We start from the raw sequence: 14,621 nt of genomic DNA, 5'->3' as shown, positions 1-14,621 counted from the left end.
AAGGCCTTGCGCGACCGCGACGTCCTCATTGTTGCGGTCCCGACACCCGTCGATCAGGCCAAGCGCGCGGACCTGACCCCTTTCGAGAGTGCTGCCCGAACGGCCGGACGCAACATGAGGGCCGGTGCGATCATTGTCTTTGAATCGACCGTCTATCCCGGAGCAACCGAAGAGGTTGCAGTTCCCATTCTGGAGCAGGAATCGGGAATGACATTCGGCGTTGATTTCGAAGTCGGTTATTCGCCCGAACGGATCAATCCGGGCGATACCCAACGCGGCTTCGCGGATATTACCAAGATCGTCTCCGGCTCCTCACAGCAGGCCGCCGAAACCCTCGCAGCGCTTTACGGGGCTGTGGTCACGGCTGGAATTCATCTGGCGCCGTCGTTGAAGGTTGCCGAAGCTGCCAAGGTGATCGAGAACACCCAAAGGGATCTGAATATCGCACTGATGAACGAGCTTGCGATGCTGTTTCATCAGATGGGGATCGATACGAGGGACGTTCTTGAGGGCTCTGCGACCAAGTGGAATTTTCTTCCCTTCCAGCCAGGACTCGTTGGCGGGCATTGCATCGGTGTGGACCCCTACTATCTCACCCACAAGGCGCATGAGATTGGTCTGACGCCGCAGGTCATTCTGGCGGGCCGGGGTACAAACGAGGCCATGCCGGCGTTCGTGGCGGGCAAGATTATTCAGGAAAGCGTCAAGCTTGGGCAGCCGATGCCGCCGAGGATCGCGGTGTTCGGGATCACCTACAAGGCCGATGTCCCCGATACGCGGAATTCCAAGGTCGTTGACCTTGTGCGGGAACTGCAGAAATTCGGGGCCGAAGTTCTGGTGGTCGACCCACTGGCAGATCCCGAAGAGGTTTTCGCGGAATACGGCCTCAGGCTTTGCAGCCAGGCAGAGCTGAAGGATGCGCATGCAGCGGTTCTTGCGGTTCCGCATACAGTGTTCACTGAAGACGGGAACTGGTGGCCGGTGCTTTCCTCCGTGCTCGCCGGCGGTAAGGGTCTCGTGGCCGACATACCTGCACTCCTTGACCGAGATTCCGTTCCTGGAGGCGTCACGCTCTGGCGCCTGTGAGGCCCTGTAAGTTTTATCAGCGTTTTTTATTGCAGAAAAAACTGGTGCCGGACTTTTACCGGCAATTTGGGCAGATAACTGCCGATTACCTTCACTGATGACGCAGGGGATTACTCGGATATTAGCAATCTGAAAAGGGATTTGAACCGTATACTGATTGGAGTTCGAGAAAGGAGATCCCAATCATGGTCAAAGCTCATTTCTGGAAAATTGGCTTGGCGGCCGGTCTCTGCGGTTTACTGCTGAGCGGACCTGTGCATGCCGAAGATGGCTTCGACAGCACCACATTCCACACGATCATCAAGAACCAGATGAATGCCTTTGTCTCCGGCAACGCCAAGGCAGCCTTTTCCTACGCAACCAATTCCTTGCAGAACCGGTTCCAGACGCCGGAAATCTTCATGGAAATGGTCAAGCGGACCTACCAACCGGTCTATCACCCAAGGAACGTGACCTTCGGCCGATCCATGATGACCAAACTCGGACCGACGCAAGAGGTGTTCGTCACCGGGCCAAAGGGCAAGGACTGGGTCGCCCTCTACAGCTTTGAGCAGCAGGACGACGGATCCTGGCGGATTTCCGGCTGCTATCTGACCAAATCGGAAAACTTCTCCGCCTGACAGGGATCGAACAGAACAGAGCCCGCTTAAAGAGTGGCTATGTCGCCGCGCGCCCAGTCTTCCTTGGTCCTCGCGTAGAAGTCCTCGAACCGGCCTTCTTCGATAGCATCGCGCATGCCCTGCATCAGGCTTTGGTAATAAGCAATGTTGTTCCAGGTCAGCAGCATTCCGGCAAGGCCTTCGCCCGTGCGTACCAGGTGATGCAGATAGGCACGGCTGTAGATGCTGGACGCGGGGCAGTTGCTTTCCTCATCAAGCGGGCGCGGGTCTTCCTGATGCCGCGCATTCTTCAGGTTCACCTTGCCAAAACGGGTATAGGCCAAGCCATGCCGTCCGGCGCGGGTCGGCATCACGCAGTCGAATTGGTCAATGCCGCGCTTGACGCTTTCCAGCAGATCATCGGGCGTACCGACGCCCATGAGATAACGCGGCTTGTCCACCGGCATGACCGGGGTCGTGATGTCCAGCATCTGCAGCATGACGTCCTGCGGCTCACCGACCGCTAGACCGCCGACGGAATATCCTTCGAACGGAAGCTTGCCGAGTTCTTCGGCGGAGCGGATGCGCAAGTCTTCCTGATCGCCCCCCTGAACGATCCCGTAGAGCCCCTGGCCCTTGGAAGGGCCACCCATGTCTTCAAACTGCCGTCGGGAGCGTTCCGCCCACCTCAGCGACAATTCCATGGCGCGCTGCACCTCCTCGCGGGGGCTTGGCAGCTTGATGCACTCATCGAGCTGCATCTGGATATCGGAGCCGAGCAGCCCCTGGATTTCGACGGAGCGTTCCGGTGTGAGATGATATTTCTGGCCATCGATATGGCTCTGGAACCGGACCCCTTCCTCGTCCAGCTTTCGGAGCTGTGCGAGTGACATGACCTGAAAGCCGCCACTGTCGGTCAGGATCGTATGTGGCCAGTTCATGAACTTGTGCAGGCCGCCGAGCTTTGCGACGCGTTCGGCGGTCGGTCGCAGCATCAGGTGATAAGTGTTGCCGAGCACGACGTCCGCGCCGGTTTCCCGCACCTGTTCCGGATACATTGCCTTGACGGTTGCCTGCGTCCCGACTGGCATGAAAGCGGGCGTGCGGACAACGCCATGCGGCGTGGTGATTTCCCCCCGACGCGCGTTGCCGTCGGTCGTGATGAGTTTGAACCCGAATTTGCTTGAACTGACTGACATCAAGGTTTCCTTACATCGCGTCTTTGTGGGGGAAAAGCAGCGACGTATCTCCGTAACTGTAGAACCGGTATTCGTCTGCAATCGCATGGGCATAAGCCGCACGCATCGTCTCCAGCCCGGAAAAGGCGGACACCAGCATAAACAGGGTGGACCGGGGTAAATGAAAGTTGGTCATCAGAGCGTCGATTACCCGGAAACGGTAACCCGGCGTGATGAAGATCGAGGTTTCGCCCGAAAAGGCTTGAATGGACCCCGTCGCCTGCGCGGCGCTTTCCAGGATCCGGAGAGAGGTGGTGCCGACGCTGACGACCTTGTTGCCGCGTTCCTTGACGGCTTTCAGGGCCTTGGCGGTCTCGTCGGACACTTCGCCCCACTCGGCGTGCATCTTGTGCTCGTTCGTGTCGTCCGCCTTGACCGGCAAGAAGGTTCCTGCCCCAACATGCAAGGTAACCCGATGCTGTTCGATGCCCCGGTCCGTCAATGCCTGCAGGAGGTCCGGCGTGAAGTGCAGCCCTGCGGTCGGCGCCGCGACGGCACCGTCCTTGTCGGCAAAGATCGTCTGGTAGTCTTCACGGTCCTGTTCGTCTTCCCCTCGTTTCTGAGCGATGTAAGGAGGAAGAGGTATGTGACCTACCGAGGCAATGGCAGTATCGAGTTCCGGTCCGGAACGATCGAAAACAAGCAATACTTCGCCGCCATCCGCCTTTTCCGCAACATCGGCTGTCAGGCGTTCACCCAGACCTTCAAACAGGACGGTATCCCCGACCTGAAGCTTTTTCGCCGGGCGCACAAAGGCCTTCCAGCGATCTGCACCTGAGCGCATGTGAAGCGTTGCGCCAATGCCTGCGGAAATGTCGCCGCGAAGACGTGTTCCCTGGAGCTGGGCCGGAATGACTTTCGTATCGTTGAAGACCAACGCGTCGCCGGGTTCCAGCAATTGCGGCAGATCCCTGACGCCATGATCGCTGAATTTCTGCTCGGTCTCCGGACGGACCAGGAGCAGGCGTGCCGCATCACGGGGGCGTACGGGACGGAGCGCAATCCGTTCATTGGGCAGGTCAAAATCGAATTGGTCGACGCGCATGGCGTTTTGAACTTTGAGCCGTAAGTTAGAGAAAGGTCCGGTGCAAGTGAGGCCGGGACGTGCCGTTTCAGCACCGAAGTGTTCAGTCAGCGGCTCATAGCGGTGGAGCGGGATCAGGTCAACAGGTGCAAACCCGGAGATCTTACGCAAAACGGCGCGGGCCGAAGACCCGCGCCGTCTACTGCCGGTGAGCCGGACGCAATCAGGCGTCCGCGGCAACTTTCAGGGAAACGATCTTGTCCGGATCGACAACCGGCTCGCCGCGCTTGATCTTGTCGACATTGTCCATGCCCTCGATCACCTGGCCCCAGACCGTGTACTGACCGTCAAGCCAGGGCGCATCGGTGAAGCAGATGAAGAACTGGCTGTCACCGGAATTCGGGTCCATCGCACGTGCCATGGAGCAGGTGCCGCGCACGTGTTTTTCCTGGCTGAACTCGGCTTTCAGTTTCTGGCCCGAACCGCCGGTGCCGGTGCCCTGCGGGCAGCCGGTCTGTGCCATGAAGCCGTCGATGACGCGGTGGAAGACGATGCCGTCATAGAAACCGTCACGAACCAGTTCCTTGATGCGTGCGACATGAGTCGGAGCCAGGTCCGGTTTCAGTTCGATGACAACGGAACCCTGCGTGGTTTCCAGAAGCAACGTGTTTTCGGCGTCCTTGATGTCAGCCATGGTTTTTCTCCTTGTGATCTTGAATTGGAGGCTGAATTTCAGCAGATGTCATTGTGCGTCCGCAGCAACCTGCATCTTGACGATCTTGTCAGGATTTGCAGGCGGTTCGCCGCGCTTGATGTTGTCGACGTATTCCATACCGTCTACCACCTCGCCGAAGACTGTGTACTGGCCGTTCAGCCAGTCACCGTCGGCGAACATGATGAAAAACTGCGAGTTTGCACTGTTCGGATTGCTGGAGCGGGCCATGCCAAGCGTTCCGCGTTTGAAGGGAGCACTGGAGAATTCCGCTTTCAGGTCCGGCTCGTTGGAACCTCCCATTCCGGTGCCGGTCGGGTCGCCCGTTTGCGCCATGAAGCCGTCGATGACACGGTGGAAGACGATCCCGTCGTAAAAGCCGTCCCGAGCCAGTTTCTTGATCCGTTCGACGTGACCGGGTGCGATATCAGGGCGAAGCTGGATCACAACCCGGCCGTCCTTCAGGTCCAGAAAAAGTGTGTTTTCCGGGTCCGTCCCCTGGGCATTTGCTGACATGGGCAGGATCGCCATGGAGGCGATTACGGTGAGAATTGCAAAAAATCGTGACACTGGAATCTCCTGATGTTCAGGTCAGTTGAAATTAGTTCCGATCAGGCTCCGGCCCATGACCGTTGCCGCAGAGGCTCCACGACGGGTTCCGGTACAAAAGCGGAAATCTCTCCGCCCATCTTCGCGATTTGCCTGACAAGGGTGGCCGTGATGTGGCGCACATTCGGAGACGCGGGCAGGAAAATCGTTCTGATATCGGGTGCAAGGGTCCCGTTGGTTCCGGCCATCTGCATTTCATAGTCAAGATCGGTGCCGTCCCGAAGGCCCCTCACCAGAATGCCCGCCCCCTGTTCCCTCGCGGCATTGACTACCAGTCCGGAAAAGGAAATGACTTCGATCCGCGAAGCCTCATCGGGCGCGAATTCGGCCCGGGCTGAGGAATGAATCAGCTCGACACGTTCCTCGAAGGAAAAAAGAGGTGTCTTGCCCGGATGAATGCCGATAGCGACAACCACCTTGTCGGAAAGAGCCAGGGCCTGGTGCAGAATGTCCATGTGGCCGTTGGTGACCGGGTCAAAGGACCCAGGATAAAGAGCAATGCGAGTCATGGCCTCTTCCATACTCTGACTGCCGCTGCCTCACAAGTGATACCGGTATCTCCTTCATTGTGGAGCCAATCGACTTTCTGTGACAGCAATCACATCACTCTGGCCGCATCCGTTGCATTGTGAGCCCATCGAAAACAGATGGCGTGAGCAGGAGCCAGGGTAATGAGGAGCTACGATACGACCGCACGGGCCGCAAGCAAAACGACGGTTCGTCCCTTTACCATTCAGGTCGGGGCCGTTGACGGTTCCCTTGCCTTGAAAATGACGGCAGTGCTGGTACTGGCGTTGCTGACCATGATTGCCGCCGGCATCATGTCCATGCACCCGAGCAGCGCGTCGCAGGCAGAAGATCTGACCAGTCTGGCAACCCAGGGCCTTGCGGCCACCAAATCCGACCGCGCCGCTGTGATCGCAAGCAGCGAAACCTGCAAGTCCCAGGCCTGGGGTGCCTGGACGGAAGACTGTGCGGCTGCGCTGAGCGGTGCCAGCAAGGTCCGCAAGGTTTCCTTTGTAACGGTCGAGAAAGCCTCCCCGACCGTCAATGAAACCATCTTGTACCGTTTCCCGGTAACCAACTGAACCGGCAAACCCTATCTCTCAACGGCAAACAGCGGCTCAGGTTTCACCCTGGCCGCTGTTGTCGTTTTCGTGGCGCTGTTCTCCGGATATCAGCTATCCGAAGCGCCGCTTTCCTCATCTCCCGGCGTTTCGTCAGTTCCACCGGCCTCCGGGCCGGGTTCTCCGGAACCTGCTTCGCCTTCCTCGTCAATGACGTCTTCTTCATCGACCTCGGAAATGCCTTCGACCGCAACCACCTTTTCGTCGGCAGCCGTCTTGAAGACGATCACCCCCTGGGTGGCCCTGCCCGCGATGCGGATGCCGTCGACGGGACACCTGATCAGTTGGCCGCCGTCGGTCACCAGCATTATCTGATGACTGTCCTCCACGGGGAAGGAGGCGACCAGACCACCGTTGCGGTTGTTGACGGCCATGGCAGTGATCCCCTTGCCGCCTCGTCCGGTCACCCGGTACTCGAAGGACGAGGTTCTTTTGCCATAGCCGTTTTCCGAAATGGTCAGGATGATCTGTTCCGCCGCGCTCATCTGGGCGTAACGTTCCTGAGAAAGGTCACCCGCAACGACGCCTTCGTCATCGGCGCCATTTCCGACTTCATCTGCTTCGCCGCGCATGGCCCGGGACAATTTCAGGTAGGCTGCCCGTTCCTCGGCGCTTACATCGATGTGATGCAGGATCTGCATGGAAATGACGTGATCCTCGTCGGCAAGCCGGATGCCGCGCACACCGACCGAATTGCGGCCGGCAAAGACACGAACATCATTAACCGGGAAGCGGATACACTGACCGGAATTCGTTGTTAGCATCACGTCGTTATGCTCGGAACAGGTATCGACGCCGACAATGCCATCGCCCTCTTCCAGCTTCATGGCAATTTTGCCGTTCCGATTAATGTTGACGAAGTCGGACAAATTGTTCCGCCGCACCGTGCCGCGCACGGTTGCGAACATCACATCGAGATTTGCCCAGCTGTCCTCGTCTTCGGGGAGCGGAAGAATGGAGGTGATCTGTTCACCCTGCTCCAGCGGAAGCATGTTGACCAGAGCCTTGCCCCGGGAGGTCGGGCCACCGAGTGGCAGCCTCCAGACCTTCATCTTGTAACAGATACCGCGCGAGGAGAAGAACAGAACCGGGGTGTGGGTGTTCGCCACGAAGAGACGGGTGACGAAATCCTCTTCCTTGGTCGCCATCCCCGACCGTCCCTTCCCACCGCGGCGCTGTGCGCGGTAGGTGGCTAGCGGAACGCGCTTGATGTAGCCACCATGGGAGAAGGTCACCACCATGTCTTCGCGCTGGATCAGGTCCTCTTCATCGAAGTCGGCACCGCCTTCCACGATTTCGGTCCGGCGCGGGGTCGCAAATTCTTCCTTGATCTCAAGCATCTCGTTGCGGACGATCTCCTGGATCCTCGCGCGGGAACGCAGAATGTCCAGATAGTCGGCAATCTCCGCACCGATCTTGTTGAGCTCTTCCTCGATTTCGTCCCGGCCCATGGCCGTCAGGCGCTGCAGACGCAGGTCGAGGATGGCACGTGCCTGTTCTTCCGAAAGCTTGTAGGTGCCGTCTACCTGAACCATATGACGCGGGTCGTCGATCAGGCGGATCAGCGCCTCGACGTCCTGTGCCGGCCAGTGGCGTTCCATCAGCTGAGCCCGGGCGGTTGCCGGATCGGGCGCGCTGCGGATCAGCTTGATGATTTCATCGATATTGGCAACGGCAATACCGAGGCCGACAAGGATATGAGCCCGGTCTCGCGCTTTCTTCAGGAGGTAACGGGTCCTGCGTTGAACGACTTCCTCGCGGAAGCTCACGAAGGCGCGCAACATGTCGGAGAGGTTCATCTGCTCCGGCTTGCCGCCGTTCAGCGCAACCATGTTCGCGCCGAAGGACGTCTGCAGCTGGCTGAACCTGTAAAGCTGATTCAGCACCACGTCCGGCACCGCGTCCCGCTTCAGTTCGATGACGACCCGCATGCCCGAGCGGTCGCTCTCGTCGCGGATGTCTGAAATGCCTTCCACGCGTTTGTCACGCACAAGTTCGGCGATCTTCTCGATCATGGTCGACTTGTTGACCTGATACGGGATTTCGCTGACGATCAGGGCGTTGCGGTCCTTGCGAACCTCCTCGATATCGACCTTTGCCCGCATGACGATAGAGCCGCGGCCCGATTCATAGGCGTTACGGATGCCGGCTCTGCCGAGGATCATGGCACCCGTCGGGAAATCCGGGCCCGGGACGATCTGCATCAGTTCCTCGAGCGTCATTGCCGGATTTTCCATGATGGCAATGGCCGCGTCGATGACTTCCCCGAGATTGTGCGGCGGGATATTGGTGGCCATGCCGACCGCGATGCCACCGGCGCCATTGACCAGAAGGTTCGGGAACTTGGCCGGCAAGACGACCGGTTCGCTTTCCGAGTTGTCGTAGTTTTCCTGGAAATCGACAGTTTCCTTGTCGATGTCGTCCAGAAGCTTGTGCGCGACCTTTTCAAGCCGGCACTCCGTGTATCGCATCGCCGCGGCAGGGTCACCGTCGACCGAACCGAAGTTCCCCTGCCCGTCGATGAGCGGCAGGCGCAGGGAAAAGTTCTGCGCCATGCGCACGAGCGCATCGTAGATCGCGCTGTCGCCATGGGGGTGGTATTTACCCATAACGTCACCGACCACGCGGGCGGACTTGCGGTAGGGTTTGTTCCACTCATAACCGTTTTCGTGCATCGAATAGAGGATGCGCCGGTGAACCGGTTTCAGGCCGTCGCGCACGTCGGGAAGCGCGCGGGACACGATCACGCTCATGGCGTAATCGAGATAGCTGCGCTTCATTTCATCGACGATGGAGACCGGTTTGATATCGGACGGCATGCCGTCTGAAGGGGTGCTGTTGTCCTGGTCAGCCAAGGAAGCCACTCATTTGATTGTTATTGCTGGCTCTTTTATATCCGATTCAACCGTCCGGTCCAAATCTTGAGCCGTTTTCCGCTTTAGTAAAAGGTACAATATTTCAACAAGTTACAAGAAGTATGCACAGGGCTGGAAAATGATTTCCGCAATCCGGCTCGCCCATAGGCCGAAAGGCTTATAGTAAGGCGGAATCTGCAGCCGAAAAAACGGTCCGGGGGGCACCGATGCTCGAGTTTCTGATCAACGCATTCGCGACACTATTTGTCACCATCGACCCGGTCGGCCTGGCTCCGATGTTCCTGGCCATCACCGCGGGAATGAGCCCTGGGGACAGGCGACGCGTGGCTGTTCGGGCAACGGTCACCGCTGCAGGAATTCTGCTGATCTTCTATGCGTCGGGTCAAACGGTCCTGAACGTACTGGGCATCTCTGTCTCCGCCTTTCGGGTGGCGGGTGGCATCCTGCTGTTCCTGATCGCCATTGAAATGATTTTTGGCAAACGTCAGGAGCGCAAGACGGAAACAGCGGAAAAGGCCGTCGAATCGGAGATGCACCACGGCACAATCAACGAACTTGCCATATTCCCCCTGGCCATACCGCTGATTTCGGGTCCGGCCGCGATTTCGGCAATTATCCTTCTCTCAAGCCAGGCACCCGACACCCTCACCTATGCGGGACTTGGCGGCGTGATCGCCATCATCCTGCTCAGCTGCATGGGGGCTTTTCTGCTGGCCGACAAAATCGAACGTCTGCTTGGCGATACGGCGCAACTTGTCATTACAAGGCTTCTCGGAGTTCTTTTGGCCGCGCTTTCTGTTCAGTTCGTGGCGGACGGCGTCCTGGCTTTCATTCGTCCCTAACGGGGCAGCGCCAGTTGATAAGTTTCCAGAGAGAAACCGTGCAGGCTGTCGCGTGCCCGAATGACAACGTTTTCGAGGTCACGCGGGATCTCCACGCCTGACAGGGAGCGTGTGAAGGGCTGTTCGTCGACATGAGGATGAAGCAAAACCCGTTCTCCCAGAACGTATCCTTCAGGTGTTTGAATCTGCCAGAGGTCCGCATAATGGTTCCAGCCGGTATCTGCATGCCTGAGGGTAACAGAGATCGTCCAGTTGCCCCCGTTCTCCCTTGCTGTCGCTCCGACGATTTCGACATCTCCTGCAAAACCGGGTTCTACAGCCAGGACAGACGAGACAAGAAACAAAAGCACAAACGATTTTGGAACCATTTCGGAAAGCTCCGGACAATTTCTCGAATTCGCTCTGGAATATCCTTGCTTTGCGGGAGCGCTTGAACAAAGTCACGAATGCGTCATAGGCTCCGACGCATGGTTTGAACCAACAGTTTTGATTTAAGGGGACACAGATGGCCGGTCATGGGTCAAAAAAGGTTATTTTTGCGGCACTTGCCGGTAACAGCCTGATTGCGATCACCAAGTTTGCGGCTGCCGCCTATACCGGCTCCTCTGCCATGTTGTCGGAAGGCATTCACTCGCTCGTGGATACCGGCAATCAGGGACTGCTGCTCTATGGTCTCAGGAAATCGAAGCAACCGGCGGATCAAAGACATCCATTCGGTTATGGCGCGGAACTTTATTTCTGGTCATTCGTCGTTGCGATTCTGATCTTCGCGGTCGGGGCCGGTGTCTCGATTTATGAAGGCATCCAGAAGGTTCTTCACCCGCATCCGGTTTCGGACCCGATCGTTGCCTATGTCGTTTTGGGAGCCGCAATGGTTTTCGAGGCGGTCGCCTGGTGGATAGCCTACAAGGAGTTCAACCAGGTGCGTGGAAAGAAGTCGCTATTTGCGGCCGTTCGTGACAGCAAGGACCCGACGGTATTCACGGTGCTTTTTGAAGACACCGCTGCAATGTTGGGCTTGCTGGTCGCCCTGCTGGGGCTCCTGGGAGTCCAGTATCTCGGTCTGGCCTGGCTGGACGGCGCCGCGTCCATCATGATCGGTGTCATTCTTGGCGGCACGGCCGCCCTGCTCGCCTACGAAACCAAGGGGCTGCTTATTGGGGAAGGCGCTTCACCGGAAGTGTTGGCAAAGATCGAGTCGATAATCGATGCAACGCCGGCCATCAGCAACCTCAATGAAATCCGGACGCTGCATCGTGGTCCGCATGACGTTCTACTGGCCCTGTCAGTCGACTTCATCGATGAAGTCACGGCGGGAACCGTCGAAGAGACCATCTATTCCCTGGAACGGACAATCAAGATGGAATTGCCGCAGGTGACAAGGCTCTTCATCGAGGTCCAGGCAAAGGAACACCATGAAAAGATGATCGCAGAAGAAAAAGAGGCGACATCTGCTGATTGAGGGCGGCCATTCCGGTGCTCACCCTGCCTGCTGCACGTGGCTGTCGCGTTTGAAACCCATGGGCCAAAGGGTCTTGTTTTCGTTTCCCCATGCCGACAACGCCTTGATGACCGGGGCGAGGGACGCCCCCAACTCCGTCAGCCGGTACTCTACCTTGGGCGGAACGACCGGATAGACCTTCCTGTCTAACAGGCCGTCCGCCTCCAGGCTCCGGAGCTGCGAGGTCAGGACCCGCTGCGTTATGTTTGGCAGTGCTTTCTGGAATTCGCTGAAGCGCATCACGCCCTCTTCCATCAACAGGAACAGGATCACGCCCTTCCACTTGCCGTCGATCAGGCTGAGTGCCGCCTCAACGGCGCAACCGGGGTGGCAGCCATAGGTATCCTTCACGCGTTTGGCGGAGTTCTGCATTACGGTATCCTTTTGGTTCCTACCTGCGTAATTTGTCGGTATGTGCGCGAATTGTGCATTCTTGCGTTTGTGAACTTTATGGTCAAATTCAAGCGCACGCAAACAGGAGGTTGCCACATGCGCGCTATTGGATATTTCGAACCGCTTCCCATCGAGAACGAGGAGGCACTGGTTGAAATCGAACGGCCAATGCCGGTTGCCACCGGCAGGGATCTGCTGGTGGAAATCAAGGCCGTCGCGGTCAATCCCGTGGACACGAAAGTCCGCAAGGCCCGCGTTCCGCAGGATGGGCAGCCCGGCATCCTGGGATATGACGCGTCCGGTGTCGTTCGTTCTGTCGGTCCCGAGGTTTCAGGCTTTGCGGTTGGAGACGAGGTCTTCTATGCAGGCGACATCACGCGCCCAGGAACGAATGCGGAATTTCATCTCGTCGATGAGCGCATTGTCGGGCACAAACCCAAAACGCTTACATTCGCCGAAGCAGCCGCCCTTCCCCTGACGTCCATTACCGCATGGGAGGCACTTTTCGACAGATTGAAGGTGAAAGACCCGTCGCCGTCAGGCAGTCGGAAATTGCTGGTCGTTGGGGGCGCCGGCGGCGTTGGTTCCATCGCGATCCAACTCGCCCGGCAACTGACCGACCTGACCGTGGTTACAACGGCATCCAGACCCCAAAGCCAGGCCTGGGTTCTTGATCTTGGCGCTCACCACGTTGTCGACCATTCAAAGCCGATGGCGCCACAATTCGATCACCTTGGTATCGGGGCGCCCGATTTCGTATTCTCCACGACCCATACCGACCAGCATCTCTTGGATATTGTCGGACTAATTGCTCCGCAAGGCCGGTTTCTGCTCATCGATGACCCGGCTCGATTTGACATCATTCCGTTCAAACAGAAAAGCGTCTCGATACACTGGGAGTTGATGTTCACACGGCCCATGTTCACGACTCCGGACATGGACGAGCAAGGCAAGCTCCTGAACAGGGTTGCAGATCTTGTTGATGACGGTCGCATCCGGTCCACACTCACCGGAGCCGTCGCTCCTCTGAGTGTCAAAAACTTGCGGGATGCGCACAGGCAGATCGAAAGCAACAGCACGATCGGCAAAATCGTCTTGTCCGGGTTCTGATGGCGGGCAAACGGGGCGGATACGTCCGCCCCGAAATTGAAACGTCTTGCACCTGAAGTAGTGCTTGGTCATTCTTCAAGAAGGAGGATGACTATGCCAATCGATGACAAATCTGTTCGAGACAGGCTCCTGAAGCTCAAGCGGGAATTGGAAGATCTTAGCGAGATCTCTCAGGAGGCCCGAGCAACGGTGACACTCGACCAGCAGTCGGTCGGGCGGCTCTCAAGAATGGATGCCCTTCAGGGCCAGGCGATGGCACAGGCCTCGGAACGCCAGCGACGGGTGACGATCCAGCGGATCGAAGCAGCCCTGAAGCGCCTTGAAGAAGGTGACTACGGGGTTTGTGTCGAATGCGGTGAAGAAATTGCGGAAAAACGGTTGGAAGCAGATCTCGCGGCAGCCTTTTGCATCAGGTGCGCAAGCTAGTGGTTTCTTTCCATATGGTGCCGCAATCCCTGGAGAAACGTCGCAACTTCCTTGATGTTGGTCTCTAGCGGGAAGGCATTTAGGTTGGCTTGTGTCCAGTCGGCTTCCGGCGCCAGGGTAGCCTGCAGGTCCCTTAACCGGTTCCGTTCTTCCCGCGTCAGCGGAAGTTTGGCTGCGCTTTCAAGCAACACCAGTTGTTCGTGTATCCTGCGCAGAACCGACAGAGCTTCCCCCATACCTGTCATCAGACGAATATCGTCTTTCCAGCTTTTGCCCTTGAATACTTCCTGTGTGACACGCTGGCCTGCTCCAAAGCAATCGTAGGCTATACAGCCCTTGAAACCCAGTTTTTCGCGATCCTCAAAAACGCTGCATTTTCCGGCTCCCGTCAGATTCGGACAGGCCTCGCCGGCTTTCTTGTCGAGCGCAAAGGATTCCGATTTGTCGAATGCGAAGACCACACAGCAAAGGGCAGCGCAGTTTGCGCAATCGGACTTTAGGTCAACATTGCGGGTCAATTGAGAGCTTTACCTTTTTGATATCCGGCGCCCCAAACAACAATGGCTGCGAAGGGTTTGGAGCAACACCTTGCAGCCATTTCAACGGGTTCAATCCAACCCGATCGCACCTGAGAGCCTGGTGGCGTTTTGTTGGTTGTCCTGCTTTAGCAATCACCTGACAGTTCGGCCATTTTGAAGGGCGCAACGTTGCTATTTGGCCTTAAGCACGTGTTCCATTTCACTAATCTTATCTCTTTCCGCAATCCATTTCGCAACCATAGTTTCCCCGCAAGAACTCAAATGGTCTGAATCTTTAAACAAGGTGCAATGGCTAAAGAATGGACTGTCCGGCATTTGGTACAAGGAGGAAAACCTGAAATAGGAATAATCATGATCGTCGGACAAGGATATCATGCGAGCATCAATGATATCGATAAGTCTTCCGTTAAATTTACTCATTGACCTTTTTGAGTGCTCAAAGACTGCATCGACGGGATTTTGTCCATAATCCGCGTAAGGACCAAGCCAGACCGTTAGGGAGTGTTCTGATAACTTTTCCAAATAGCTGGACACTTTGT

17 protein-coding genes are annotated in these 14,621 nt (G+C 57.2%); 7 read left to right on the top strand and 10 right to left on the bottom strand.

The genetic code is table 11. The features are described 5' to 3' along the window. Together ACQY7U_RS20120 and ACQY7U_RS20115 are read left to right on the top strand one after the other, a co-directional pair. On the top strand, nt 1–1,086 hold a 1,086-nt coding region (locus ACQY7U_RS20120), incomplete at its 5' end, for a nucleotide sugar dehydrogenase (RefSeq protein WP_428648404.1). Nucleotides 1,087–1,271: 185 nt separating this feature from the next. Next, nucleotides 1,272–1,706 (top strand): DUF4864 domain-containing protein, encoded by a 435-nt coding sequence (locus ACQY7U_RS20115; RefSeq protein ID WP_428648401.1) that lies wholly within the window; start codon nt 1,272–1,274, stop codon nt 1,704–1,706. A 26-nt stretch (nt 1,707–1,732) separates the two neighbouring features. Here the strand turns inward: ACQY7U_RS20115 and tgt are convergent, their stop codons facing one another. The 5 genes from tgt to coaD all read right to left on the bottom strand — a co-directional run bounded on the left by tgt (nt 1,733) and on the right by coaD (nt 5,777). Next, entirely contained in the window at nt 1,733–2,884 is a 1,152-nt protein-coding gene (gene tgt, locus ACQY7U_RS20110; protein WP_428648398.1) for a tRNA guanosine(34) transglycosylase Tgt, read from the bottom strand. Nucleotides 2,885–2,894: 10 nt separating this feature from the next. Further along, a complete protein-coding gene (queA, locus tag ACQY7U_RS20105) occupies nt 2,895–3,968 on the bottom strand; it encodes a tRNA preQ1(34) S-adenosylmethionine ribosyltransferase-isomerase QueA (protein ID WP_428648395.1) in 1,074 nt (357 codons plus the stop codon). Between the two features lie 202 nt (nt 3,969–4,170). Continuing rightward, nucleotides 4,171–4,641, bottom strand: coding sequence for a peptidylprolyl isomerase (locus ACQY7U_RS20100; RefSeq protein WP_428648392.1), 471 nt, complete (start codon nt 4,639–4,641; stop codon nt 4,171–4,173). 48 nt (nt 4,642–4,689) lie between these two features. After that, entirely contained in the window at nt 4,690–5,190 is a 501-nt protein-coding gene (locus ACQY7U_RS20095; protein ID WP_428648410.1) for a peptidylprolyl isomerase, read from the bottom strand. Nucleotides 5,191–5,270: 80 nt separating this feature from the next. Continuing rightward, nucleotides 5,271–5,777 carry a pantetheine-phosphate adenylyltransferase gene (coaD, locus tag ACQY7U_RS20090; protein ID WP_428648390.1) on the bottom strand — a complete coding sequence of 169 codons (507 nt, stop codon included), beginning with the start codon at nt 5,775–5,777 and terminating at the stop codon, nt 5,271–5,273. Nucleotides 5,778–5,939: 162 nt separating this feature from the next. Between coaD and ACQY7U_RS20085 the strand changes: the two genes are divergently transcribed. Then, entirely contained in the window at nt 5,940–6,356 is a 417-nt protein-coding gene (locus tag ACQY7U_RS20085; RefSeq protein ID WP_428648387.1) for a phosphopantetheine adenylyltransferase, read from the top strand. Between the two features lie 89 nt (nt 6,357–6,445). On the opposite strand, the gene gyrA is transcribed toward ACQY7U_RS20085, so the two are convergent. Then, nucleotides 6,446–9,214 carry a DNA gyrase subunit A gene (gene gyrA / locus ACQY7U_RS20080; RefSeq protein ID WP_428648407.1) on the bottom strand — a complete coding sequence of 923 codons (2,769 nt, stop codon included), beginning with the start codon at nt 9,212–9,214 and terminating at the stop codon, nt 6,446–6,448. Between the two features lie 263 nt (nt 9,215–9,477). On the opposite strand from gyrA, the gene ACQY7U_RS20075 reads away from it, so the two are divergent. Beyond that, the gene (locus tag ACQY7U_RS20075) at nt 9,478–10,113 is read left to right on the top strand and encodes a MarC family protein (RefSeq protein ID WP_428648384.1); all 636 of its coding nucleotides are present in this window, start codon (nt 9,478–9,480) and stop codon (nt 10,111–10,113) included. On the opposite strand, the gene ACQY7U_RS20070 is transcribed toward ACQY7U_RS20075, so the two are convergent. Continuing rightward, nucleotides 10,110–10,481: a hypothetical protein gene (locus ACQY7U_RS20070; protein ID WP_428648382.1), complete on the bottom strand. Its 372-nt coding sequence runs from the start codon at nt 10,479–10,481 to the stop codon at nt 10,110–10,112. The genes ACQY7U_RS20075 and ACQY7U_RS20070 overlap by 4 nt on opposite strands. A gap of 137 nt (nt 10,482–10,618) precedes the next feature. Here ACQY7U_RS20070 and ACQY7U_RS20065 point away from each other — a divergent pair, with 137 nt between their 5' ends. Then, complete coding sequence (locus tag ACQY7U_RS20065) at nt 10,619–11,575, top strand: cation diffusion facilitator family transporter (RefSeq protein WP_428648380.1); 957 nt, start codon at nt 10,619–10,621, stop codon at nt 11,573–11,575. An 18-nt stretch (nt 11,576–11,593) separates the two neighbouring features. Here ACQY7U_RS20065 and ACQY7U_RS20060 read toward each other — a convergent pair whose 3' ends face one another. Further along, a complete protein-coding gene (locus ACQY7U_RS20060) occupies nt 11,594–11,986 on the bottom strand; it encodes a winged helix-turn-helix transcriptional regulator (RefSeq protein ID WP_428648377.1) in 393 nt (130 codons plus the stop codon). A 117-nt stretch (nt 11,987–12,103) separates the two neighbouring features. Between ACQY7U_RS20060 and ACQY7U_RS20055 the strand changes: the two genes are divergently transcribed. Together ACQY7U_RS20055 and ACQY7U_RS20050 are read left to right on the top strand one after the other, a co-directional pair. Further along, nucleotides 12,104–13,117, top strand: a complete 1,014-nt coding sequence (locus ACQY7U_RS20055) for a zinc-binding alcohol dehydrogenase family protein (protein ID WP_428648374.1) — start codon at nt 12,104–12,106, stop codon at nt 13,115–13,117. Between the two features lie 87 nt (nt 13,118–13,204). Next, nucleotides 13,205–13,543 carry a TraR/DksA family transcriptional regulator gene (locus tag ACQY7U_RS20050; protein ID WP_428648371.1) on the top strand — a complete coding sequence of 113 codons (339 nt, stop codon included), beginning with the start codon at nt 13,205–13,207 and terminating at the stop codon, nt 13,541–13,543. On the opposite strand, the gene ACQY7U_RS20045 is transcribed toward ACQY7U_RS20050, so the two are convergent. Together ACQY7U_RS20045 and ACQY7U_RS20040 are read right to left on the bottom strand one after the other, a co-directional pair. Beyond that, on the bottom strand, nt 13,540–14,061 hold the full coding sequence (locus ACQY7U_RS20045) for a hypothetical protein (protein WP_428648368.1): 522 nt from the start codon (nt 14,059–14,061) through the stop codon (nt 13,540–13,542). The genes ACQY7U_RS20050 and ACQY7U_RS20045 overlap by 4 nt on opposite strands. Nucleotides 14,062–14,253: 192 nt before the next feature. Further along, nucleotides 14,254–14,621, bottom strand: a 368-nt coding sequence (locus ACQY7U_RS20040) for a hypothetical protein (RefSeq protein ID WP_428648366.1), incomplete at its 5' end; no start/stop codon positions are given.

It is taken from the genome of Roseibium sp. (assembly GCF_050301095.1).
Lineage (GTDB): Bacteria > Pseudomonadota > Alphaproteobacteria > Rhizobiales > Stappiaceae > Roseibium.
The sequence above is the reverse complement of the archived record's forward strand: the minus strand, read 5'-3'. Positions and strand labels throughout refer to the sequence as shown.